Origin of the sequence: Lysinibacillus sp. FSL M8-0216, from assembly GCF_038595555.1 — a bacterium.
Lineage (GTDB): Bacteria > Bacillota > Bacilli > Bacillales_A > Planococcaceae > Lysinibacillus > Lysinibacillus fusiformis.
Map to the genome: position 1 here is coordinate 2012725 of NZ_CP152007.1, position 24773 is coordinate 2037497.

Annotated in this window: 26 protein-coding genes and 2 pseudogenes; 25 read left to right on the top strand and 3 right to left on the bottom strand. The window is 40.2% G+C overall.

Annotated features, from left to right (window positions below):
* The first annotated feature begins 14 nt into the window (after nt 1-14).
* From MKX57_RS09650 to MKX57_RS09670, 5 genes are all read left to right on the top strand, one after another.
* Nucleotides 15-1451, top strand: coding sequence for a helix-turn-helix domain-containing protein (locus tag MKX57_RS09650; protein ID WP_237068771.1), 1437 nt, complete (start codon nt 15-17; stop codon nt 1449-1451).
* Between the two features lie 201 nt (nt 1452-1652).
* Nucleotides 1653-2360: a purine-nucleoside phosphorylase gene (gene deoD / locus MKX57_RS09655; protein ID WP_008175971.1), complete on the top strand. Its 708-nt coding sequence runs from the start codon at nt 1653-1655 to the stop codon at nt 2358-2360.
* Nucleotides 2360-2500 (top strand): hypothetical protein, encoded by a 141-nt coding sequence (locus MKX57_RS09660; protein ID WP_164908691.1) that lies wholly within the window; start codon nt 2360-2362, stop codon nt 2498-2500. Before deoD ends, MKX57_RS09660 begins: the two co-directional genes overlap by 1 nt.
* 66 nt (nt 2501-2566) lie before the next feature.
* Entirely contained in the window at nt 2567-3748 is a 1182-nt protein-coding gene (locus MKX57_RS09665) for a NupC/NupG family nucleoside CNT transporter (RefSeq protein ID WP_342550983.1), read from the top strand.
* A 213-nt stretch (nt 3749-3961) separates the two neighbouring features.
* Complete coding sequence (locus MKX57_RS09670; RefSeq protein ID WP_008175977.1) at nt 3962-4147, top strand: hypothetical protein; 186 nt, start codon at nt 3962-3964, stop codon at nt 4145-4147.
* A 67-nt stretch (nt 4148-4214) separates the two neighbouring features.
* Here MKX57_RS09670 and MKX57_RS09675 read toward each other — a convergent pair whose 3' ends face one another.
* Complete coding sequence (locus MKX57_RS09675) at nt 4215-6392, bottom strand: DNA topoisomerase III (protein ID WP_008175979.1); 2178 nt, start codon at nt 6390-6392, stop codon at nt 4215-4217.
* Between the two features lie 291 nt (nt 6393-6683).
* On the opposite strand from MKX57_RS09675, the gene MKX57_RS09680 reads away from it, so the two are divergent.
* From MKX57_RS09680 to MKX57_RS09690, 3 genes and pseudogenes are all read left to right on the top strand, one after another.
* Complete coding sequence (locus tag MKX57_RS09680; RefSeq protein ID WP_008175981.1) at nt 6684-7163, top strand: RNA polymerase sigma factor; 480 nt, start codon at nt 6684-6686, stop codon at nt 7161-7163.
* A gap of 107 nt (nt 7164-7270) precedes the next feature.
* Nucleotides 7271-7681 (top strand): hypothetical protein, encoded by a 411-nt coding sequence (locus MKX57_RS09685; protein ID WP_342550984.1) that lies wholly within the window; start codon nt 7271-7273, stop codon nt 7679-7681.
* A gap of 22 nt (nt 7682-7703) precedes the next feature.
* Nucleotides 7704-7823: pseudogene (locus tag MKX57_RS09690) on the top strand (hypothetical protein); the annotation flags it as partial.
* Between the two features lie 64 nt (nt 7824-7887).
* Here MKX57_RS09690 and MKX57_RS09695 read toward each other — a convergent pair.
* A complete protein-coding gene (locus MKX57_RS09695; protein ID WP_008175985.1) occupies nt 7888-8502 on the bottom strand; it encodes a TetR/AcrR family transcriptional regulator in 615 nt (204 codons plus the stop codon).
* Between the two features lie 380 nt (nt 8503-8882).
* On the opposite strand from MKX57_RS09695, the gene MKX57_RS09700 reads away from it, so the two are divergent.
* The 13 genes from MKX57_RS09700 to MKX57_RS09760 all read left to right on the top strand — a co-directional run bounded on the left by MKX57_RS09700 (nt 8883) and on the right by MKX57_RS09760 (nt 18908).
* Nucleotides 8883-9635 carry a glucose 1-dehydrogenase gene (locus MKX57_RS09700; RefSeq protein ID WP_008175990.1) on the top strand — a complete coding sequence of 251 codons (753 nt, stop codon included), beginning with the start codon at nt 8883-8885 and terminating at the stop codon, nt 9633-9635.
* Nucleotides 9636-10163: 528 nt separating this feature from the next.
* Nucleotides 10164-11522 carry an aspartate kinase gene (locus tag MKX57_RS09705; protein ID WP_089984789.1) on the top strand — a complete coding sequence of 453 codons (1359 nt, stop codon included), beginning with the start codon at nt 10164-10166 and terminating at the stop codon, nt 11520-11522.
* A 104-nt stretch (nt 11523-11626) separates the two neighbouring features.
* The gene (locus MKX57_RS09710) at nt 11627-11809 is read left to right on the top strand and encodes a hypothetical protein (RefSeq protein ID WP_025115645.1); all 183 of its coding nucleotides are present in this window, start codon (nt 11627-11629) and stop codon (nt 11807-11809) included.
* A 205-nt stretch (nt 11810-12014) separates the two neighbouring features.
* A complete protein-coding gene (locus MKX57_RS09715; protein WP_089984787.1) occupies nt 12015-12698 on the top strand; it encodes an adenosylcobinamide amidohydrolase in 684 nt (227 codons plus the stop codon).
* On the top strand, nt 12695-13651 hold the full coding sequence (cbiB, locus tag MKX57_RS09720; protein ID WP_089984785.1) for an adenosylcobinamide-phosphate synthase CbiB: 957 nt from the start codon (nt 12695-12697) through the stop codon (nt 13649-13651). Before MKX57_RS09715 ends, cbiB begins: the two co-directional genes overlap by 4 nt.
* A complete protein-coding gene (locus MKX57_RS09725) occupies nt 13638-14732 on the top strand; it encodes a threonine-phosphate decarboxylase (RefSeq protein ID WP_107921891.1) in 1095 nt (364 codons plus the stop codon). Before cbiB ends, MKX57_RS09725 begins: the two co-directional genes overlap by 14 nt.
* The gene (locus MKX57_RS09730; RefSeq protein ID WP_008179843.1) at nt 14729-15337 is read left to right on the top strand and encodes a histidine phosphatase family protein; all 609 of its coding nucleotides are present in this window, start codon (nt 14729-14731) and stop codon (nt 15335-15337) included. The genes MKX57_RS09725 and MKX57_RS09730 overlap by 4 nt, the downstream gene beginning before the upstream one ends.
* A gap of 12 nt (nt 15338-15349) precedes the next feature.
* Complete coding sequence (locus MKX57_RS09735) at nt 15350-15925, top strand: bifunctional adenosylcobinamide kinase/adenosylcobinamide-phosphate guanylyltransferase (RefSeq protein ID WP_008179842.1); 576 nt, start codon at nt 15350-15352, stop codon at nt 15923-15925.
* A gap of 20 nt (nt 15926-15945) precedes the next feature.
* Nucleotides 15946-16722, top strand: coding sequence for an adenosylcobinamide-GDP ribazoletransferase (gene cobS, locus MKX57_RS09740; protein WP_089985163.1), 777 nt, complete (start codon nt 15946-15948; stop codon nt 16720-16722).
* The gene (locus MKX57_RS09745) at nt 16695-17291 is read left to right on the top strand and encodes a histidine phosphatase family protein (RefSeq protein WP_107921893.1); all 597 of its coding nucleotides are present in this window, start codon (nt 16695-16697) and stop codon (nt 17289-17291) included. The genes cobS and MKX57_RS09745 overlap by 28 nt, the downstream gene beginning before the upstream one ends.
* The gene (locus MKX57_RS09750) at nt 17243-17635 is read left to right on the top strand and encodes a bifunctional adenosylcobinamide kinase/adenosylcobinamide-phosphate guanylyltransferase (protein ID WP_043990657.1); all 393 of its coding nucleotides are present in this window, start codon (nt 17243-17245) and stop codon (nt 17633-17635) included. Before MKX57_RS09745 ends, MKX57_RS09750 begins: the two co-directional genes overlap by 49 nt.
* 32 nt (nt 17636-17667) lie before the next feature.
* Nucleotides 17668-18159, top strand: a complete 492-nt coding sequence (locus MKX57_RS09755; RefSeq protein ID WP_089984778.1) for an ECF transporter S component — start codon at nt 17668-17670, stop codon at nt 18157-18159.
* A complete protein-coding gene (locus tag MKX57_RS09760; RefSeq protein ID WP_237068773.1) occupies nt 18159-18908 on the top strand; it encodes a hypothetical protein in 750 nt (249 codons plus the stop codon). Before MKX57_RS09755 ends, MKX57_RS09760 begins: the two co-directional genes overlap by 1 nt.
* 122 nt (nt 18909-19030) lie before the next feature.
* On the opposite strand, the pseudogene MKX57_RS09765 reads toward MKX57_RS09760, so the two are convergent.
* A pseudogene (locus MKX57_RS09765) lies at nt 19031-19271 on the bottom strand (transposase); the annotation flags it as partial.
* A 357-nt stretch (nt 19272-19628) separates the two neighbouring features.
* On the opposite strand from MKX57_RS09765, the gene MKX57_RS09770 reads away from it, so the two are divergent.
* From MKX57_RS09770 to MKX57_RS09785, 4 genes are all read left to right on the top strand, one after another.
* Nucleotides 19629-21362 (top strand): ABC transporter ATP-binding protein, encoded by a 1734-nt coding sequence (locus MKX57_RS09770; RefSeq protein ID WP_342550985.1) that lies wholly within the window; start codon nt 19629-19631, stop codon nt 21360-21362.
* On the top strand, nt 21359-23170 hold the full coding sequence (locus tag MKX57_RS09775) for an ABC transporter ATP-binding protein (RefSeq protein WP_342550986.1): 1812 nt from the start codon (nt 21359-21361) through the stop codon (nt 23168-23170). Before MKX57_RS09770 ends, MKX57_RS09775 begins: the two co-directional genes overlap by 4 nt.
* A gap of 48 nt (nt 23171-23218) precedes the next feature.
* Nucleotides 23219-23641 (top strand): DUF1801 domain-containing protein, encoded by a 423-nt coding sequence (locus MKX57_RS09780; protein WP_089984774.1) that lies wholly within the window; start codon nt 23219-23221, stop codon nt 23639-23641.
* A 147-nt stretch (nt 23642-23788) separates the two neighbouring features.
* Nucleotides 23789-24772, top strand: coding sequence for an alpha/beta hydrolase (locus MKX57_RS09785; RefSeq protein ID WP_342550987.1), 984 nt, complete (start codon nt 23789-23791; stop codon nt 24770-24772).
* Nucleotide 24773: the final 1 nt, after the last annotated feature.

A 24773-nucleotide genomic window follows, 5' to 3' on the forward strand; every position in this document is an offset into this window, starting at 1 on the left:
AGAAGGGTGAAGGCATGGATAAGGAATTCAAATTAGCTAGCCAATTATTAACTTTGCTAGATGCTGAGCAAAGATGGTTTACCTTAGCAGAGGTTGAACAAAGTTTACATATTTCTGATAAAACGATACGAAAGTTAGTGGAGGAGATTAGTTCGCAATTGCCATCAACGATGACCATTGAAGTGTCTAGAGGAAAGGGCATTTTTCTACAACGTGATGGGCGCAGTACAACGGTTAGTGAAGTGATTGCCAGCATGTTCAGGCAAACAACCTTTTATCAACTTATGGATGTATTGTTTACAAATGAGGATCACTGCTCAATGGAGGAGCTTGCGGAAGCCATGTTTATGAGCACTTCCTCTTTGAAGAAATTGATTATGCAATTAAATAATGATGATTTAAAGCCATATCAATTACGAATTTCATACTCGACGCCAGCAGTAAAGGGAAATGAATTGAATATCCGCTATTTTTATTGGAAATTTTATGGGGATGCTTACGAGTTTACGGGGTGGCCATTTACGAATAGTGACTTTGATGTTATTCATCAATTAATCACAACTATAGAGAATGAAAAAAATATTGTTTATTTCATCAATTCCAAAAGGAAATTATCCTTTTTAGTAGCAATTGTTCTGGAACGAATAAAAAAAGAGAACTACGTAAAAATGAATGACGGTCATTACCTGTGGGAAAAAGGTATTTTCTATGGGCCCGTAAAAAAACTTGCGAAGACACTGGAAGAAAGATTTTCAATGGAATTGCCAAATAATGAATTGTTTTTCCTGCAAGCGCTATTTAGTCTAAGCCAATATCATTATTATGAAGGGTCAGAGATGACACCACAGAAAGAAATCGAATTATACAAGAATAGAGAAGAAGATCAAATGGGCCAGCAGCTATTAGCTTTATTGGCAGAGGCTTACCCGAATTTAAATAGGAATGAGCGATTTATTTTGGAAGTATATGAGTTCCTTGACAAGCTTTTAATCGATAATGCCATTCCTGAATGGATGATGATTTCAAAAAGTAATTTAACCGCGTATGTTCACCATGAGTGTCAGCAAATTTATCAAGATATGGAGACGTGTCTGCACAAGTGGCAATTAATCTATCCTTCTGTTCGATATAATGACTATCATCTAACAAAATTAACATTACTTGTTCGTTCTGGCCTTAATTATAAAAGTAAAAGTGCTTTTTTGGTCATTGGTGAGGAGTTTTCAATCCGCCATTATATAGCGAATCTAATAAAAAATGAAATAGGGGATCAACTGATTATTAATACGTCCATTTTGAAAGGACTTACTGACGAAATGGTCCAGCAGCAACAGATTGATTTTGTTATTAGTAATTTCCCTGTTGACCTAAAGACTGTGCCAGTTGTCATTATTTCAACGATTCCTTCCAAAAGAGATTTAGATAACATACGGAAAGAATTACTTCAGTAATTTGGTCAAATATTTTCCGTACACAACGTAATAATCTGGTCTAGTTGATCATCGTAAAAAAATCTTATACTCATAGTAGTTTCTGGACGGATTCCTTTTAAGAGGAGTCGGTTTGGAAATAGCTATGGGTATTTTTTGATGGTAAATGAAAACGGTTACCTAATGGATTGTAGATAAATTTTATGACTTGGAGGAATAGAAATGAGTAGGCATTTAAGTGCAAAAAAGGGAGAAATAGCTGAAAGGGTATTACTTCCTGGTGATCCTTTACGTGCAAGGTTTGTAGCGGAACATTTTTTAGAAAATGCATTTTGCTATAACGAAGTAAGAGGGATGTATGGCTACACGGGGATGTACAAAGGTGTGCCGATATCTGTTCAAGGGACAGGGATGGGCAATCCGTCGATGAGTATTTATGGTACTGAACTGGTAAACGATTATGGCGTGAAGCAAATGATTCGTATCGGCACATGTGGTGCGATGCAAAAGGAAATTAATATCCGTGATATCATCCTCGCCCAAGCAGTATCCTCAGACAGTAATTTGACGGAGAAAATTTTCTTAGGCAATAATTATGCGCCTACAGCAGATTTTTCTTTATTAATGAAGGCGTATCAGCAGGCACAAGGTAAAAAAGGAAATGTCTTTGTAGGCAATATATATAACTCGGATGAATTTTATCGTGAAACATTAGACAGGCTTCACAAGTTTATGGAATTCGGTGTGCTAGGGGTAGAAATGGAGAGCACAGCGCTCTATACGCTAGCTGCTAAATATGGGGTAAAGGCATTATCCATTTTGACGGTAGGGAGTCAATTACTCACAAATGAATGCTTAACACATGAGGAAAGCGAAAAGTCCTTTTATGAAATGGTGGACGTTGCTTTGACTACCATTATCGATGAATAGTGCCGTGTAAATGGGTAGAAGGACAGCAAGAAAGTGATGAATGTCATTTTGTCTGGATAGCAGTGGAGGGTATTGAAAATGGTAGCTCCATTGCTATGGTAGATTTAGCTAATTTAACGCCCGAAAAACGTCTAGGCTGATCCAGTGGACAAGCTAGGATTCGTTAAATGTTGATGGTACACGTGGAAAGTTACGGAGGGGAATAGATGCATTATTTAATTTCTATAGTAGGTTTACTGTTAGTTTTATTTTTAGCATGGGTTGCGAGTAATAATAAGAAAAAGATTAAGTATCGTCCAATCATTGTGATGATTGTCATCCAGCTTATACTAGGATTTCTTCTGATTAAAACAAGTATCGGAGAATTATTAATTAAAGGATTTGCTGATAGTTTTGCCAAATTACTAGACTATGCAAACGAAGGGACCAATTTTGTATTCGGTGGGATAGCTAATGAAGGAGCGCATACTTTTTTCCTGTATGTGTTAATGCCCATTGTTTTTATGTCCGCAATAATCGGAATATTGCAACATTATAAAATCCTTCCGTTTATTATCAAGTATATTGGTCTAGTACTAAGTAAAATAAATGGAATGGGAAAACTAGAATCTTATAATGCGGTCGCTGCAGCTATAGTAGGACAAAATGAAGTATTCATCTCGGTGAAAAACCAAATTGGATTTTTACCGAAGCACCGTCTCTATACATTATGTGCTTCTGCGATGTCAACTGTATCGATGTCAATTGTTGGTTCCTATATGACGATGCTAGAGCCCAAGTATGTAGTCGCCGCCTTATTATTAAACTTATTCGGTGGTTTTATTGTCGCCTCTATCATTAACCCGTATGAAGTGAAGGCGGAGGAAGATATAATCGAAGTGCAAGAAGGGGAAAAGCAAACATTTTTTGAAATGCTAGGCGAATACATTATGGATGGTTTTAAAGTAGCCATTATAGTTGGCGTTATGTTAGTAGGCTTCGTTGGGTTAATTGCCCTTATTAATGGTCTGTTTAATGGCATATTCGGCATCTCGTTCCAAGGTATCTTAGGGTATGTTTTTGCGCCAATTGCCTTTCTTATGGGTGTACCTTGGCATGAAGCGGTTAATGCGGGTAGTATTATGGCGACAAAGCTTGTGGCCAATGAATTTGTTGCTATGCTGGACTTCGTTAAAATCCAAGATAGCTTTAGTGAACGTACGGCAGCCATTGTATCTGTATTCCTTATATCCTTTGCAAACTTTGGCTCCATTGGGACTATCGTAGGTGCCGTAAAAGGGCTACATGAAAAGCAAGGCAATGTGGTTGCGCGCTTTGGTTTAAAATTGCTCTATGGCGCTTCACTAGTCAGTGTTTTATCGGCAATCATTATCGGTATTGTATTTTGATCGATTAACTATAAAAATAATGAAGGCTCTAAGACGAGACACACCTTGATAGTTTACCTATTAAGGTGTTTTTATGATGGCGGTGTACGATTGAACATAGAAGTATTTAATACTTAATGAATATGTAAGGAATGAGAAAGAAAAAAGTGATGATTGACAGCTACAATGAAAATAGATTGAAAGATTGGTGAGAAGATAAGGAGGCTATAGGAAATGGGCATGATGATAGGGATTATTACAGGTGCAATAATAGGGGTTGTTTTATTATGTATCAGCTTCATATTATTTTGGATAGGGAAGAGAAAGCAAGAAGAAAACCGATATGCAATATGGGTGATGGTTGCAGGTTTATTAGCGTTAATTACTTCTGGGAGCAATGCTTTAAACTATTTCTTATGAGGAAGTGGGACCAAAAGGGCGGTATCTATGTATCGCCCTTTGATGTGTACCACCTAAAATGCCCTAATTATTGAGGGAATTTAAAATGTACCTTATGTTCTTTTTCATCCCAAATAAGATGCGCATTGAAGGTTTTTTGTCCCTTTTTAAACCCTTTGATCATGTCTGTTTCACCAGTGGCAAGTAGCTTTCTTACATTTGTCTGTGAAATGGTTTTACTGAGAATTTTCTTTGAAACTGAGAATTTACAGTTGGCAGTTTTATAGTTTGAACAGCCGTAAAAAGTACCATGATCTAGGATAGAGCCATCGCAAAGAATACACTTTCCGACAACAGTTTTTTCTTTTTTATATTTCTTTTGATAAGGATTATTGGCACTGATTTTGTCGACTTCCTTTTGATCGAATGCCCATACTTTTTCACGTTCATGCGCATCTGTAATCAATTTATAGGTGAGCTTTTTTACTTGCTCCATAAATGCTTGAGGAGAAGCATGTCCTTCACCAATTTCAGATAGTCGCTGCTCCCATTTTGCGGTCATCGAGGGTGATGTCAGTAGGCTGTTTTCACCTAATGCTTCAATTAATAACATACCTTTAGATGTAGCAAATACTTGGTTTTTCTTTATTTCAATATAGTTTCTGTCTTTGAGTGTACCAATAATGCCGGCTCGTGTTGCTTCAGTTCCTAATCCTTCCGTTTTAGATAAAACCTTTTCTAACTCAGCATCATCTAGGTGTTTACCGGCTGTTTTCATTAATGTAATTAAATGACCTTCTGTATATCTATTAGGTGGCTGTGTTGCCCCTTTTTTAACGGTAGCTTGAGCCACAGTCCCGAGCTCATTTTCATGAAGAAGCGGAAGCATTTCTTCTTCCTCTTGAGATGCATTTTCTTTAGATAGATAAATGACTTTACGCCAACCCTCCTCAATTTGCTCCTTCCCCTTCGAAATGAACTCAGCTCGTTTATCGACAAGCGAATGAATCGTTGTGTACGCAAAAATGGCATAGTTATAATGTGCTGCAATGACTTGTCTCGCTACTAAATCGTAAATCTTTTCTTCTTCCATGCTTAGCTTAGCCAGGTTAGGTATTTGATCTGTCACAATGATCGCATGGTGGTCCGTAACCTTCTTCTCATTGACATATCTTTTGTTATTCATAATTGAATTTGTTGGGGGAGGAAGAAGGTTTTTATATTTATCTATTTTGCTCAAATTGTTTAATATAGTTGGTAGTGTTTTGGCTTCTTCACTTGTTAAAAATTGCGAATCTGATCTTGGGTATGAAACTAAACCTTTTACATAAAGCTTTTGTAAAATATCAAGAGTTTTTTGTGGCGAAAACTTATAAGACTTATTTGCTGTAGCCTGTAACGCGGACAAATTAAATAACAGAGGCGGTGCGTATTCCTTCGTCTCTTTATTTATTTTCGTTATTTCTACATTTTTATGTAGACAGAAATTAGCAATGGCTATCGCTTGTTTTTCCTCCGATACTCTTGACATATTATTTTTATGCCATTTTGCTTTTAGCATTTTACCTGCGAAATGAAAGACTGCTTCGACTTCCCAAAAAGGTTCTGATTTGAAATTCGCGATTTCATGTTCCCTATGAACAATTAACGCAAGGGTTGGGGTCTGAACTCTGCCAATGGAAAAGACATCTTTGACACCGTTTTTCTTAAGTAGGACCGTATATAATCTCGACGTATTCATGCCAATTAACCAATCTGCGCAGGAACGACTTAATGCTTCGTAATAAATATCCTTCGTTTTCGCTTCGGGCAGTAAATTTGAGAAGCCATTTTTGACCGAGTTTTCCGTTAAGGACGATATCCATAATCGTTTCATCGGTTTGTTTACACCACATACCCTTAAAATGGTACGAATGATTAATTCTCCTTCACGCCCGGCGTCTCCACCGATTATAATTTCTTGAATGTCTGGTCTTTTAACTAGATTTTTTATGATAGTAAATTGTTTATACTTAGATTTAGAAACTTTATATTCAAATCGATCGGGAATAATGGGTAATGTTTCTAATTTCCACTTTTTCCATGTTGGATCATATTCTTCTGGTGTTTTTAATTCACATAAATGCCCAATTGCCCAAGTAATAATGGCTCCATTGGGAAAATATGAGTTGGCTTTGACTTCAAAGTATCCTGTCTTTTTAGTAAAAGAAAAGGGAGCAGCTAACTTGGCAGCCTGATCTGGTTTTTCTGCAATTACTATTTTCATCTATCATTCTCCTGTAACTAATCATTCCAACTCTTGTCATATCATTATAAATTAATATTCAGTATAACGGTTATACCAAACATTTTGTCGATCTATTTGATATTTATTATGAAATCCTTCCTGAGATGGTGATGAAATCTGTTATGAAAATTTAAGGAGAGGGGGATTTATTTTCCCTTCTTTTTTCGTTTTGGACTGTCACCAATAATTCATACCAGTAAAAAAATGGCCTATTGCACGAATTTTAAAAGATGAATCGTATTATGAAAAGAAGGAGGCTCGATAGGAAATATGAAAAAGTTTGCTGGCTTATGTGTTCAAGAGATTGTTCAAACATATAGTGACACCTTAATCCGTATTGCTGTGCATCAGACAAAAAATATGTCTGAGGCGGAGGATATTGTCCAAGAGGTTTATATGACTCTTATGAAACAGAAAAAGCCCTTCGATCATGAAGATCATTTAAAGGCTTGGCTCATCAAAGTAACTTTCAATAAATGTAAGGATTACTTTAAGTCTGCCCGTGTGAAGAAGACGGTACCAATTACCGAAGAAATGTCCTTTATCGCCAAAGAGGAGCAAATGGTGCTTACGGAAATTTTTGAGCTGAATCCAAAAGAGAGAGTCATTGTTTATTTACATTATTATGAAGGCTATACAACTGCAGAAATCGCCAATCTATTAGGAATGAACGTCAACACGATTGGCTCAAAGCTAAGACGGGCACGAATGAAATTGAAAATCATATTAGAAGAAGGGAGTACGGTCTGATGAATGCTTATAAAAACGTGATGAAGCAGATTCATGCTTCCGAAGAATTTAAGATAAAGATGGAAAACGAGATGATGGAATTTCAACAAAAAGAAAAGAGGGTCTTTATGAAAAAAGTACGAATAAGTGTGGGAAGTTTAGTTGCCTGTGCAGTAATAGCGGTAGTCGCTTCTTTAGTCAATGTAAACAATGACACAACAATCGATTTAACAGATAGAATTATGGTGGATCATTCAGCTCCTGCGGCAAGTGCAGTAGTCAATATCGAAGGAGTGATCACAGAAGTTGGAGAAGATGGACTGAGCTTTACGTTGGATAACGGCATGAAAGTAGTCGTTACAGATAAGACGAAATTGGGGATAGATGGTCCAACCGCACCCCCTAAGGAAGAACAATTTTTTGAGCCGACATTTAGAGTAGGTAATCTAATAGGCGGTTTCACGGAAGATAAGACTACAGAGCCAGTAACGGCGGCTGTCATTTATACGAACTGGAATTTTGAGAAACCTATCCGCTGAGGTACAGCCAAAATAACCCCATATGACAGCATTTACGTACTTCCACAACCCGTATTTTGCTGAAAGATGGAGCAACAGTGACCATCAAGCATTATTTGAACAGGTATGGTCCGTTGTTTGTAAATCTCCATCCAATGCATAAGACATGTACAGGCAAAAAAATACGTAGTGAACCAATAAAGCTGGCATATAGGAAATGCCAGCTTTTAAGATTGCTGAAAGGGGTTATCCAAGTAGGGTCCTTTAATGGTAATACGCATTAACTGAGTCGCCATAAATTTTGGCGTATAGGGCATATCATTTTCTAACCACCAGACGATCACCTCAAGAAAGGCAGCGGCATAAAAACGGATAGCCATCTCACGCGGTACGGTTAATTTTTGATCATCAGGCTCCATCAATTGAATACCACTTGATACAAAATCGATAATTATCTTTTTTAAGCCTGCAGAAAAATAAGGGATATCTTTTTCTGTGAGGTAGACTTTGTAAAGCTTACTATTCAGCGCAATTTGTTCAAACAAATGCATAAATGTCTCATGAGGCTGATCATAATGAGGCAATAAATCAAAATCTCTCTTCTCTTCAAACGTTGGGTGAATACTTCCTACTAATTCATGTAAGATTTCCTCAGAGCTCTGGTACAGTAAATCTAATTTGTCACGGTAATGTAAATAGAAAGTGGCACGGTTCAAGGTTGCCCGTTGAGTAATATCTTGCACAGTAATCTTCTCATAGCCTTGTTCATCTATTAACTCCACTAATGCATCTCTTAATAGTTGGCGCGTTCTTATGACACGAGGGTCCATCTTTTTCGACATTTTTAAGCTCCTTGTATTAAATTTATCGTTTACACAACATAGTAGCCTTACATGTTGTCAATACATCAATTCATGCTCTTATGTTGTTTGCCCTTTTTGAACAGACAGTTATAATTATATTAACGACACGGTGTCGATAATACAACTAGTTGTTAATGTTTTCACGAATTATTCATTTATTTGATTCAGCAATTTTATATCAAACATACGGAGATGTCCCTTTTCTATGGGGGAGGATGTATGCTTGTGATGCTCTTTTTAGAGGGTGTTCAAACATCTGCTGAAGCAAAATGAAGCCTCTAGCTTCTGTAGCGGATTGAAAACATCTGGTGACATTTGCTCGGAGGAAATGGATTGATAATAGAAAGGGAGTTTTATAGATGGGACGTTTAAATGGGAAAGTAGCGATTATTACGGGAGCAGCGATGGGCATGGGAGCTTCTGAGGCAAAGCTATTTGCACAAGAAGGGGCAAAGGTGATTGCAACAGATGTGCAAATCGAGCCATTGAATAACTTAGTGAAAGAAATTAAAGAAAATGGTGGAGATATTATTGGTCTTTCACATAATGTAACGTCTGAGGACGAGTGGAAAGCAGTAATTGCAGAGGCAGTGAAGGCATATGGTAAAGTCGATGTACTAGTCAACAATGCAGGAATTTCATCACCAAAAACGATTGCCAACATGGAAATGGACGAATGGAATAAAGTGATGGACATTAACTTAAATGGCTGTATCATTGGTATGAAATATGTGATTCCAGAAATGCAAAAGGCTGGTGGCGGATCTATTGTCAATATTTCTTCCATTGGTGGAATCGTGGGAATGGCAGGGACAAGTCCTTATACAGCAGCAAAAGGAGCACTTCGGGTGTTATCTAAATCGGCTGCGGTAGAGTATGGGAAAGATCATATTCGTGTAAATTCTGTTCACCCAGGCATCATCGTTACGCCTATGACAGCGCCAACGATGGAAGAAGGGGGCGCTTTACCTTTCTACAAAACCTATACACAGCTACCGTACTTTGGTTCACCAGAGGACGTAGCCTATGGAGTAGTCTTCCTTGCCTCTGACGAATCACGCTTTATGACAGGCGCAGAATTAGTCATTGACGGCGGCTGGACGGCAATTTAAACGAAAATAGCTTGGAAAAACTAGGTTTCACTAATTACATGTGATCCTAGTTTTTTTGCATGTGAGGGAGAGATGGATAAAATCATCCACAGTTCAAGCATACTCGTCATGAAGTTTTACATACTGGCAAAAAAGTGATGTAGCTATTTTCTAGAAAAAAACCTGTCCAGAAGCATTCGTCCTCCTACTCAAAACCCTCCTTTCGCCTGCAAATTAGCACAAACACCGAGGATGTTTGTGCATATCATAGTGGGGAGTAAGCGTTTTCCTCTTTATATAGAAGAAAGTCAAAACGGAAAATTTCACGAATCTGTGAATATCACGAAAAAAAATTCATAAAAACCTTAACTATTTCATACGAAATCCGTATAATAAATCAAACAGTACGAAAATTGTCCATATTTCTCAGTAAATTGCGCGAATTTTTTAAATTGTATTGACGTAGGAATCGATAATTTGTACACTGTGTACAGTCAATTGTTTTTTGGAGGAATACAATTAATTTGAAAAAGTTAGGATTTGATAGATATGATCGTGTGTAAATTTGGTGGAACATCTGTAGCAAACGCAGAACAAATTCAAAAAGTAGCAAATATTGTGAAATCTAATCCGGCACGTAAAATCGTTGCCGTTTCAGCACCAGGTAAACGATCTGGTGACGATATAAAAGTAACCGATCTATTAATACAATTAGCAACTGCCGCGTTACAACATGAAGATACCGAAGACAAATTGCATATTGTAGTCGATCGTTTTCGAGCAATTGCAGATGGTTTAGGGTTAGATGATGCCATTTGTGACGTGATTGCGGAAGATTTACGTGAACGTGTACAAGGTGACAAAACAAACGTGGAATTATTCATTGATAGCATTAAAGCAGCAGGTGAAGATAATAACGCCAAGCTTATTGCCGCTTATTTTAATGCAATTGGAATGCCCGCACGCTATGTAAGTCCTAAGGATGGATTAGTGGTCAATGATTTACCTGAACGAACATTTGCTTTACCCGAAGCGTATGCTAATTTAGCCCCTTTAAAACACACAAAAGAAATTATTGTGTTCCCAGGGTTCTTCGGTTACACTAAAGCGGGCGTATTGCGGACATTTGACCGCGGAGGCTCTGATATTACTGGCTCCATTTTAGCAGCAGCTGTTGAAGCGGAGTTATATGAAAACTTTACGGATGTGGATTGTGTGTTCTCCGCGAATCCGAAGGTTGTCAATGATCCAGTGGAAATTAAAGAAATTACGTATCGCGAAATGCGCGAATTATCATATGCAGGCTTTTCAGTGTTCCATGATGAAGCATTAATGCCTGTCTACAAGATTGGGGTGCCCGTTAACATAAAAAATACAAATAATCCATCAGCCCCAGGTACTCGTATCGTACCAAGTCGTCCTGCAACAGGTCGTCCCGTTACAGGTATCTCGGCAGACAGTGGTTTTTCAACTTTATATGTCTCTAAATATTTGATGAATCGTGAAGTAGGCTTTGGAAGAAAGCTACTACAAATTTTAGAAGATGAAAATATTTCTTATGAACACACACCTTCTGGCTTAGACGATATTTCAGTCATTATGCGTTCGAATCAGATATCACCTGATAATGAAGAGCGTATTATTAGTCGAGTGAAAGAAGAGCTACATGCTGAATATGTAGAAATGCGTCATGGTTTTTCGATGATCGTGATTGTTGGTGAAGGTATGCGCCATAACACAGGTTTAGCTGCGCGTGCTGCTACAGCGATTTCAAGAACCGGCGCAAACATTGAAATGATCAATCAAGGCTCTTCTGAAGTAAGTCTCGTTTTTGGAGTACTTCAGGAATTTGAAAACCGCATTTTACAGGCGTTATATGAAGAATTTTTTGCCCATGCGAAAGCTTAATGACAAAATTATCACTAATCCAAGGGTTCCATACTTGGATTAGTGTTTTCTTTTTGCTAAGAATACGGTAAAATCGAGGGCGTACATAGTTGGGAGGGTTTTTCGTGAAGAATTTAACGATTGGTATGCTTTTTTCGGTTGTTGGGATACTTTTTGTCTGTTTAACGATTATGGATATTTTACCGTCATCGACAAAAACAATGAAAGTAGTTTACATAGCTATTGGTTGGGTCTTTATCATCATTGGCTCCGTAATCCGCTTTAAAAATCTTAAACAAAAGCAGTAACAACACGTCAAAATGGAATTGTGGCAACAGGCAAACTTATGATACAATTTCAAAGAAAATAAATAATTTGAGTATTATGAAGTTGTTATTCTGTACAAACGTTCAGAAGGTTCAAATTTTAATAAAGAATCGACAGTACAAATTCTTCTTTGTAAGAATTTGTTTTTTTATGTTCATAATCTATTTATCGTCAGGAGGCGATTGAATGCCCATACTTTCAAAGGATCATATTCAAATTTCTGACCAATATGTAGCACTTCAAGCGGTTTCACCTATGAAGGTTGTATCTTCTGCTATGCATAATCCAGGCTTTGGTTATTTTACTCATCTGATGAATCGGACTGTGCCCATTACGTATGATGATCGACAGCCACATCGTGATTTACAGCATTTTTTGCAGGCGCATGATTTTCCAGTCGATAACACAGTGGCGATGATGACGGCAGTCCAAGCCAAATTTGCGACCATTCGTGATTTTACATATGAAGGTATTCATCTAGTCATTATGATTACTGCGGGTCTAGGCAATGCCGTAGATATTACACGTGCTTTTCATCGTGCGGAGCAATACCATGCAGGAACGATTAATACATGGGTGCTTATTAACGGGAGATTGTCTGATGAAGCGTTATTTCAGGCTATGATTTCGACAACGGAGGCGAAGGTGAAGGCGTTAGCGGATGAAGGTATAACTGATCCTACAACAGGCACGCAAGCAACCGGAACATCCACTGATAGCTTACTCATTGCTGCTACAGAAGAAGGGGACTACCATCAATATGCCGGTCCTATCACAATGCTAGGCAAGGTCATTGGCTACGGTGTCTATGAAACGATGCGTGAGGCTATTCGTAAATACAAAAAGGATAAAGAGGAGAAGGCGTTATGATTGCCATAGTGATTGCCTGTATCATAGGAATTATATTCGATATTTTAGTAGGAGACCCTCCGAAGCTTCCGCATCCTGTGCGATGGATTGGCAAGCTGATTCAATCACAAACAGCTTTATGGAATCAAGGCAAATGGCGGAAACTGCGTGGTATGGTGATGGCACTTGCCGTTGTAGGGACAACGATGTTTGTGGTCACACTTATTTTACTACTCAGCTATCAGGTAAGCTTGATTTTTGGCGTTTTAGTCGAAGGGCTTCTAATAGGTATTGGGCTTGCACAACGTAGCTTAAAGGAGGCGGCACTGGCAGTTTATGAGCCCCTTGTAAAAGGTGATTTTGCGGAAGCGCGCGTCAAGTTATCATGGATTGTTGGGCGTGATACAGAAAAGCTGGGGGAAGATGAGATTGTGCGTGGTGTAGTAGAGACCGTTTCAGAAAATACAAGTGATGGAGTGACCGCCCCACTATTTTATGCCTTTTTATTTGGTGCTATCGGTTTATGGGGCTACAAGGCTGTCAATACGTTAGATTCCATGGTCGGCTATAAAAATGAAACATACAAAGATTTTGGCATGTTTTCTGCCAAACTTGATGATGTCCTGAATTTTATTCCAAGTCGTATTACGGGCTTTCTTATCGTGCTAGGTACAAAAAATGAAACGAGTTACTCATTTGGACAGCGATTAAAGCGTTGGGCGCAAGACGCTAAAAAGCATCCTAGTCCAAATAGTGGTTATTTAGAGGCCGCAACAGCAGTGCAGCTTGGCGTCCAACTAGGAGGGAAAAATACTTATCAAGGCGTTGTTTCGCATCGGGCGATTATGGGAGAAAAATTAGTTCCGTTAACAAAGGAACATATACTGGCATCTATTATTCATATGCGTATTGCCATGGTGCTCTTTACGCTTGTCATGTTAGCAGTGGAGGTGTTCATTTATGCTATTACCTAATCACGGAGCAAATCCGCAAAATGTTTATCAGCAATTAGGTTTAACGATGCCTGAAGAGGTATATGATTTTAGTGAAAATGTCAATGCGGCAGGACCACCATCCTTTGTCGAGGCACGTTGGCGTACATTTTACCCGCTCATTCAACGCTATCCAGATCCAGATGGAGAGCCTTTTCTATCAAAGGTTGCTGCTTTTCATCAAGTGGCGAAGGATATGGTTTTACTAGGCAACGGGGCGTCAGAGCTCTTTAGTGTTATTGCGAGACGTTATGCGCAAAAGCGCGTTATTGTCGTCCATCCTACTTTTTCAGAATATGAGCGAACATTGCTAGCCGCAGGAGCTATTATTATTCCGGTTTTGGTGACGGACTTTATCCAATACACATTGCCAATGGAACGACTTAAACAAGAAATGGTGGAAGCGGATGCACTTTATATTTGTACACCGAATAATCCAACAGGTGTATTGCCCAAAAAGGAAGTTTTACTAGCGTTATTAGAGCATGGTCGTGCTGTCAAATGTGAGCTTGTCATCGATGAAGCCTTTATGGATTGGGTCGATGAGGCGAATTCTCTCATGCATGAAAGTATGGAAAATTCACATGTCCTCGTTGTGCGTTCGATGACTAAAATGTACGCAATACCTGGCTTACGTCTTGGCTATTTAGTTGCTCATGCCTCTATTGTCAGTGAGCTAAAGGACATGCTGCCCCATTGGAATTTAAATGCCTTTGCACTGGTCATTGGTGCAGGCTGTTTGGATGAGCAGCAATATAGTCAGCAGGCAATTGCCTATGCGACAACGCAAAGAGAGCAGTTGCATCGTTATTTACAAGAAAACGGCTGTGTTGTCACTAATAGTGTGACGAATTACGTGTGCTTTTCCTTGCCAAAGGAACAGCAGTCGGATGCCTTTTTTACGTATTGTTTAGCACAGGGAGTTGTCCTGCGTCATACGAAAAACTTTAAAGGATTACAGGGCGAATGGTTTCGTATTGGGATTAAAGATATTGCGGCCATGACGTATTTACATAATTGTCTGCAGGCGTGGTTTAACGCAAATAAGGGGAGAGAAAAGTGACAACTTTTTATCTAGTAAGACATGGGGAAACACAATGGAATCAGGAGCAAAGACTACAAGGATGGTTGGACTCTCCGTTAACGGACAATGGTAGGGAAGCGGCTGCTAAATTACAGCAGCAACTACAGTTAATCCCATTTGCGGCAGCTTATTGTAGTTCAAGTGGTCGTGCGAAGGAGACGATGGATATTCTGACGGCTCATCGCCAATTACCGGTTTACTATGAGGATAATTTACGGGAAATTTTTTTAGGGAATTGGCAAGGTAAGCGAATTGAGGACATTTTGATGACAAATGGGCTTGATTATGAATTGTATACGAAATACCCTGCGCAATTTATCGCAACCCATACGGAAAGTTTTGGCGCTGTCACAGAAAGAGCGATGTATACGTTGAAAAAAATAGCGGAGCAACATCGTGATGAGCCTATTTTGATCGTTTCCCATGCGGTGACGATTAAATGCATGATTAATGCTATTTTACAACGCAATATTAGTGAGCTTTGGACAGCTCCTTATATTCATGGGACAAGTGTCACCGTGATTGAACGTCAGGGACAGCAGTGGGTAATCCAAGAGATAGGTACTCTACATCATTTACAATAGGAGGTATTACGAATGCCCCTCATTTTTATTACTGGTGGTGTGCGTAGTGGCAAATCTCATTTTGCAGAACAAGCCGCCATACAGCACTTCCAAGCACAGCCTAATATAGAAAAACGTTTAATATATATAGCTTCTGGTATTGCTTTGGATGATGAAATGGAGAAGCGAATTGATCGTCATCAAGCTGATCGACTAGCCCAGCCAATAAAATGGTTAACAGTGGAGGCCCCTTATGACATCGCACCCGTATTTGAGACACTCAAGGATGGGGATGTAGTGCTATGGGATTGCGTCACTACTTGGCTGACGAATGCTTTTTATGAAGGTTATGATTGTGGAGCACCCTGTGTAACGAAGCCTGGCTGTTTAGCATCTAAGCTTCGAACTGTTAAACAGGCCATTCAATCCCTGCAAACGAAGAACGTGACATTATTAGTGGTGTCGAATGAGCTGTTTGATGAGCCACCTTATCAGAACGAAGAGGTGGAGCTGTATCGAAGAACATTAGGACAGCTCCACCAATGGTTCGTAGCGTCGGCCCAAGAGGCGTATGAAATGAATTATGGTATCGTAAAGAGATGGAAATAATCGAGAAGGAAGGCAAGACGATGAAAAGTTTTTGGCATAGCCTGCTGTTGGCATTTCAATTTTTTACGGTTTTGCCCGTACATAAGGAATTACCTTTAACAAGGTCAACGATTACAGGGATGTTTGCTTGCTTGCCATGGCTAGGGGCATTGATGGGCACAACTGTAGCCGGAGTTCTTTACTGCCTTACACAATGGACGGCTAGTAGCGAGGTCATGCTTGCCTTTATCGTTATCGGGCTGTTTGCTTTATGGACAGGCGGTTTACATTTGGATGGCTTTATTGATATGGGAGATGCATATTTTTCTTATCGCGATCGGGACAAACGACTTGAGATTTTAGATGATCCTCGGGTTGGTGCTTTCGGAGTGCTATCAATACTTTTTTTGTTATTTGGGAAATTTGTCGTTTTACATGAGCTTTTTGTGCAAAATAAATTTGCACTATGGATGGTCGTATTCATTCCTTTTTTAACAAGGGTCGGCATGAGCTTTTATTTTATGTCACTTAACTGTTCAAAGGAAAAAGGCCTTGCCTATTTCTTTCAGTCGCATATCAACGTGAAATTATTAAAAATAATGATGCTACTGTCTCTTTTATTGGTCATGCCGGTTGTGCTGATCATCACAAAGTTCTCGATGCTACCAATACTATTAGTGATCGTTTTAGCATTTGCGCTCGTTATTTTTCGACAATTTACATTGCGTAATTTTGGCGGTGTCTCGGGTGATCTACTAGGTGCATCGATTGAAGGGGTGGAGGTTGTTCTATGGGTGACATTGTTACTGTGTGCTTAATGCGGCATGCGCCCACAAAGGCCAATTTAGAAAAGCGTTATTTGGGGTGGACGGACGCACCATTAGCTGATATCTCCAAGCTCTCTGTAGTGGATGCAGGTGTCGAAAAGGTATATGGCAGCGATTTACAACGCTGTCGAGTCACAGCCGCCCATTATTTTCCGAATGCTAGCTATGAAGCAGATGAACGGTTTCGTGAATCCAATTTTGGTGAATTTGAGGGAAAAACCTATGAGGAGTTAAAGAAGGATGCTCGTTACCGTGCATGGTTGGATGACCCTATTCATTCGCCACCGCCACAAGGCGAGGCTTTTGATGATTTTGTGGCAAGAGTGGTAGAAGGCTTCAACCATTTACCAAAGAATGAGGATTGCTATGTTTTAGTCGTTCATGGCGGGGTGATTCGTGCCTTACTCGTTGCCTATGCGCCAATAGAGCAGCCGTTTTGGTCATACCAAGTGCCACATGATCATCAATTTAATTTAACATTTACTAGAAAGGCTTGGGAGGAGGGAGCTAGATGCATGTTTTTATCGGAGGCGCCTATAGCGGAAAAACCGATTATGTAATGCGTTTATATGAACAACACGAGGTGGTACTTATCGATGGCGAACTACCGGATGTTGCACCAGCCTGTGAAATCCTAGTCATTCAACATATGGAGAAATGGCTTATGACACAAAACCTTGAGGAAGATGAGCTGGTCGTACAATCCGCCCTCACTAAGTTATCAGCCCTTGCCCAACATTGTTCGCTGGCACTTATTGTGACAGATATGGGCCGCGGTGTTGTACCGATGGAAAAACAAGCACGTTTATTACGTGATACATGTGGCCGCCTATACCAAGCATTATTTGCTGAAGCGGAGCAAGTTGTGCGTATTTGGTACGGGATTGGCGAGCAACTCAAGTGAGGTCAACATACTAACGGAAAAGAGGAAATGCAATGGATCGACAAAAATTAATGAAATGGATACTAACGGCTATGGTAGCGGCCATTTGTGCTGTAGGAGCCGCCATTAAAGTACCCGCTTTTATTTCAACGGCAGCTCTTGATTCAGCACCTGCCTTTTTAGGTGTGGTCTTTTTATCGCCATTATTAGCTGGGGTAGCTGGTCTCATTGGTCATTTTATTAGCGCATTAACTGCTGGCTTCCCACTTGGCCCACTCCATGTAATTATTGCTATAGAAATGTTTATCGTTGTCTGGATTTTTGGGGTCATGCATAAAAAAGGCATGCATGTATGGAAATGGCCAGTTGCCCTCATATTAAACGGCATCGTAGCACCACTGCCATTTTATTTTATTATCAGTCCTGCCTTTTTCTGGGGTGCTTTAGCGAGTATTTTCATAGCAACCGCTATTAATTTAATGATTGTCGCGGTAGTCATGCCCATTCTGTCAAAAGTTTTTGTGCGTAAGGCAGGTCGAGTTTAGTGAGAAATGCTATGAAAGTGGGCGGATTAATTGCGACAATGGATAATGCGGCAGCCATCGGGGAAAAGCCACAAGATATTGTGCCGGCATCCGATCAATTGACAGCCTATATGACAGCTCGTGTGACATTTCTAGAACAGCTGGCTGCACAGGCACTTCCTGTTCAAATTCTACTTGCTAATTTTTCAGGGGATGCGGCATGGTCACGCTATGAAAGTGGCATTCAGCAAGTGTTCGAGGAAACGGGACTATCCTGTCCAGCTATTGCTGGTAGTTCGGAATCCAATATGCCAACATTACAGTCAGGTCTAGCAATTACTATGCTTGGGGAAATACAACAGCGAAAAGCATGGGACCCTGAACAGCTTAGTTGGTACACATACGGCTTACCACTTGTTGGCGAGGAACTATTAGCACAGCCTGATGATGTGGCGCAGTTGCAACCTGTTTATCAGGCATGGCTGGCGGAAATCGTTCAGCAAGTGTGGCCTGTCGGATCAAAGGGACTTCAAGGTGAATGTGTGCGCCTTTTTGGCGAGCAAGTAGTGGAGTGTTCTCATCATATGACCAAATCAGCCGGACCAAGTACAGTTATTTTACTTGGTGTTCATCCCGAGAAAGAGCAGTTGGCCCACCAATTTTTCCAAAGAAATTTTGAAAAACTACGGATAAGCCCATGCAATAGGGTATGTTTAGAGCAAAAAGACTGCCTTGAAAATAATCCAACGAGCGGTACAAGAATCATTTAAAGCGACCTCCATGAATAGACGAGGGCACTGAAAAACTTATGTTTTCATAAAAGCGAACTTTTTCAAATAAAAATAAGGCATTTCTTGTTCAATTTTGAACAGGAAGTGCCTTATTTCTGTCTCACTGGATCTTCTGTTGCCATATCCAAGAAATAGTTGAATGACATATCATACTTTGAGCGCTCTACTAGGTCGACGTCTGATACATCATTCATCACTTTTAATAATAAGTACTTAAACATGCGAATTGGAGGAATGGCATTACGTCCATTGGTTTCCTGATTTGAAATCATTGGGGCACCACCTACATATTCATTCTTTTATTATAAAGGAAAGTGTGACTAAAATAATAGAATGATACATTGCGTTGTTTAGAGAAGCATCGCTCGACTCCTGCGGGAAAGCGAGACAGACGAGACCCCGCACGAAGCGAAGCGTAGGAGGAGACTCGGCGCTCGCCCGCGGAAAGCGAGCGGAATGCTTCGGAAAACAACAGTAGAGTCACAGTGCCAAATGAAAAAAAGATATGGACTTTTTCAGTGCCCTTTGTATAGGCATGGGGGTTTTTTATTTGGATGGATGTCAGCCATAAGCTCGACGATATCTCCTCAATTAGTTAAATCTCAAATATTACGAGTCTCGAAAAAATAGTGCCAAATGGGAATAGTTTTCAGTTATAATGAGGAACGAATGGGATTTAAATAGAACGGAGACGAATGTATGCAGGCAATAAAACAGTTAGGGCAGTATTTGGAGCCCTATAAATTTTTCACCTTAATAGCGCCTCTTCTCATGGTGCTGGAGGTGACAATGGATTTAATTCAGCCGACGATTATGCAGCATATGATTGATACAGGGATTGCCAATGGGGATCATGCTTATGTGCTAAGCATGTTTGTATGGATGCTAGCAAGTGCGGTGATTGGGCTTGTTGGTGGGATTGGCTGCTCTTATTACAGCTCGAAGGCAGCGATTCATTTTGCTTCGGATGTTCGACAGGCTCTCTATGAGAAAATGATGACTTATTCAGCTAAGGAGCGGGATGACTTTACGACAGGTAAGTTAATTACTATTTTAACGAGTGATGTGGAAAGTATTCAACGCGCGTTTATGATGACACTACGTATTTTTGTGCGTGGGCCGCTACTCTTTATCGGGGCAGTCATTATCGTCTTTGTAACCGCACGGGAGCTTTTTTCAATACTTCTTATCATTGTGCCGATTTTGATTGTGGCTATGTATTTTTTCACGAAGTATTCGGGGCTGCTCTATCGTCGCGTCCAAGAGGCTATTGATGCAGTGAATACGAAGCTACAGGAAAATTTAGCGGGTATCCGTGTCGTTAAAGCCTTTCGCCGTGAAACCCAACAGGTATCCCAATTTGGTGAGCTGAATGATGGGCTGACAAAACGCTTCATCACTGCAGAACAAATTATAGGGGTGCTTGTGCCATTTACGATGTTCGTGATTAACCTAGGGATAGTTGCGGCGCTTTGGCTTGGAGCTATTAAGGTTGAGGCAGGGACATTAAAGGTTGGGGTTATTCTCGCATTTATTAACTACTTAACCATTATCTTAAATGGTTTAATGTCTTCTAGTATGGTGCTGATGCAAATTGCGCGTGCATTGCCTTCGGGAGAACGAATTGTGGATGTCTTAAACAAGGACATTGCCGTTAAGGAAGCAGAACATGCATGGACAGATGCTATAAAAGGAGCTATTGAATTTGATCATGTAAGTTATCGTTATTATGAAACGGCGGAGGATGTTCTTAAAAACATTTCGTTTTCTGTGAAGCCAGGGCAGACAGTAGGCATCATTGGAAAAACGGGTAGCGGTAAATCAACACTTGTAAAGCTATTACCTCGCCTTTTCGATCCAACAGGTGGCGCCATTTACTTGGATGGCAAACCGCTTTCAACGTACTCTTTAGCCACGTTACGGGACCATATCGGATTTACCTCACAAAAGGCCTTATTGTTTTCTGGAGCGATTGAAAAAAATATTCGCCTTGGTAATGAACACGCAACGGCAGAGGAAATACAACAGGCATTGGACGCTGCCTGTGCTAGTGAATTTGTGGAGCGGCTTGATAAGGGCTTAGCACATGAGCTGTCACAGGGGGCTACAAATCTCTCTGGTGGGCAAAAGCAACGCTTGGCTTTAAGTCGGGCATTCGTTCGAAAGCCAGCTATTCTCGTGCTGGATGACACGACCTCAGCCCTTGATAGTGCGTCAGAAAAACATGTGCAGCAGGCCATTGCCGCCCATTATCAAGACACGACGACATTGATGGTAGCTTCGAAAATTGCCTCGATACAGCAGGCAGATGTCATTCTTGTCCTAGAGGATGGCGAGCTTGTTGGGCAAGGAACCCATCAACAGCTACTTCAAAACAATGTACATTACCAAGCAATTTACGCGTCACAGCAAAAGGCTGGTGAAGAAGGATGAGTCAAAACCAACCAAAGCAAATGAATTTTGGACGTGGACCTCGTATGGGAGGGCCAGCTGAAAAGGCGAAAAATCAAAAGGCAACACTGACAAGAGTTTGGCACTATGTCAAACAGCAAAAAATAGGGCTGTATTTTTCCATCATCTTGGTCATCGCTTCTACGTTTTTAAGCTTAGCGGGGCCTTATATGATAGGCCATATCATTGACGATTACATTATGAAAAAAGATATTGACGGGACAATACGACTAGGAATCCTATTAGCCGTGATTTTTACGGTAGCGTCTATTCTGACCTGGCTGCAAACCTATGTCATGATTCATGTGGCGATGAAAACGATTCGGACGTTGCGTCTGGAACTGTTTCAAAAACTACAAACGCTCACATTAAGATTTTTTGATCAGCGTGCGCTCGGGGATTTAATGAGTCGTGTCACTAACGATATCGATAATTTAAATACAGCGCTTGCTCAAAGTGTGACGCAAATTGTATCGTCCATCTTAACAGTCGTTGGTGTTAGTATTGCCATGTTCACATTAAGCTGGCCATTAGCGATTGTGACCTTGATCATTATTCCGCTAATTGTTTTCACTACTAAGCAAATTATTAAACGCAGCAGTAAAAATTATGCGGCTCGTCAACGAGATCTTGGTAAGCTGAATGGCTATATTGAGGAAATGATTACAGGTGCAGAGGTACTCACGCTTTTTGGCAAGGAACAGCAATCCATCGACACGTTCCATCAGCAAAATGAAAACTTGCGAAACTCCGCACAACGCGCAGAGATTACGTCAGGTTTATTAGGACCTATCAATAACTTTATGAATAACCTTGGCCTAGCGATAGTCATCGGGACAGGAGCTCTTTTAGCAGTAAAAGGTTTAGTGACGGTTGGTATTATCGCTGCATTTGTCACCTATACACGGCAATTTTTCCGCCCGCTCAATCAATTATCTAATCTGTTAAACACCTTTCAGTCTGCCATTGCAGGAGCAGAGCGTGTATTTGAAATAATAGATGAACCGTCAGAGGTAGCTGATCTACCACAGGCTATTGAGGCACCTTCCTTAAAAGGCGACGTCGTTTTCAAGCAAGTATCGTTTAGCTATGAGCAAGGGAAGCCAGTTCTTCAAAACATAAACTTCCAGGCAAAGGCAGGGGAAACGATAGCTCTTGTTGGTCCTACTGGCTCAGGGAAAACAACCATTATTAATTTACTAACACGGTTTTATGACGTGGATCAGGGTGAAATTTTAATTGATGGGCACCATATTGAACAGTATAAAATGTCTACAATTCGCCAACGGGTAGGTGTGGTTTTACAGGATACCTATTTGTTCTCTGGCACTATTCGGGAAAACATTCGCTTTGGTAAGCTGGATGCGACCGATGCAGAGGTTGTGGAAGCGGCAAAAATTGCGAATGCCCATCATTTTATAAAATATTTACCTGCACAATACGATACGCCGGTTCAAGCGGGTGGTGCTAATTTAAGTCAGGGACAACGACAGCTCATTGCTATTGCTCGTGCCATTTTGGAGAACGCGGATATTTTAATTTTAGATGAAGCGACTTCCAGTGTGGATACGCAAACGGAAGTTGATATTCAAAAAGGCTTACAGCATTTAATGCAAGGTCGTACTAGCTTTGTTATCGCCCATCGTTTGAAAACCATCGAGAATGCAGACCAAATACTCGTTATACAACAGGGTGAAATTATTGAACAAGGCAATCATCAAGAGCTGATGGAACAACAAGGGATGTATCGTCAACTCCAACAAAAACTTTTGTTAGAGCAGGCGGAATAGGGAATAATAGGAATGAACAATCCGATTTTGTGAAGGCGAGGGATACACATGTATGAATTAAAGACGAAAGAAACCGATGCAAGTGTCATTGAATTTATTGAAAGTGTGGATCATCCAAAAAAGCGGGAAGATGCCTATCGACTATTGGACATTTTTACAGAGGTCTCAGGCTATGAGGCAAAAATGTGGGGTCCTAGTATTATTGGGTTTGGTCATTATCATTACAAATATCAAACGGGCCATGAAGGCGATGCTCCACTTGTCGGATTCTCCCCTCGCAAGGCAAAAATTAGTTTATACTTTGCACCAGGTGATAGTGAGCGAGAACAGCTATTACAGCAATTTGGGAAACACACAACAGGGAAAGCCTGTGTTTATATTAATAAACTGGCTGATGTCGAGGAAGATATTTTAAAGGCTCTAATTCAACAGTCTATCGTCTTTTTACAGAAAACCTATCCAAATGAATGACTCTAAAAATGCTGCCACATGATGTAGGCAGCTTTTTTTGTTCATTGACAAGCATCTCAACGCATCTTGTAAACATTTCTTCGAAAATTAATTAGTTATTAATTTTTCACATGTATCCTTACAAGTATCAACGGAGAGGAGAGGCGTATGAAAAAAATCATAAAGAAAATGTTTATTTATTTGGGGGTCATCGTAACGCTCGGCATTGTAGCGGTCAGTATGTACCACTATCGTATGGTCCAAAAAGAGGAGGCCGTTTTACGCAATAATGGCATGATGGTAAACGTTCATGGTCAACGCATGAATGTCTATCAGGAGGGGGATGGGGAGGATACATATGTTTTTATGGCAGGATCAGGCATTGCGGCTCCTGTTTATGAGCTAAAGGGGCTTTATAGTAAGTTTTCGCAGCACCATCAAATTGCAGTAGTGGACCGCGCAGGCTATGGCTTTAGTGAGATCGCCCATGATGAACGAGATATTGATACCATCCTTATGCAAACAAGGGAGGCACTTCTGGCAAGTGGGCTTCAGCCACCCTATATTCTTGTCCCTCATTCTATTTCAGGACTTGAAGCGATTTACTGGGCACAAAAATACCCAGAAGAAGTAAAGGGAATTATCGCTCTAGATATTGGCCTGCCTAGTCAGTATGTAAAGCATAAGATGGGTACCTTCGATAGATGGATGGTGAAGGGGATGAGTCTAGCTACTAAGGTAGGTTTACACCGCCTAGTACCCTCACAGGTGTATAATCCGCAAGTTATGAACATGTCCTTTTTAACGACGGAGGAAAAGGAAATCTATCAGGCGTTGTCCTTTAAGCAATTTTTTAATGAAGATATGAAAAATGAGCTGTTACACGTCTATGAAAATAGTTTACAATCAGAACAGCTTTCATTGCCGCAAGACATTCCCATTTTAATAGTTGATGCTATTGCGAAGGAGAATGTACATTCAAAATATACAGCGCAAAATCGTCAGGATTACGCAGACTTCGCGAAGCAATTCACCCATGCAGAAGTGAAAGAGGTCAGTGGCACTCATAGTATATATCTTTATCAACCCGAGGAAATCTATCAACTAGCGATAGAGTTTATGAAAACGAATGCTGATGAGAGAGGTCGTTAAC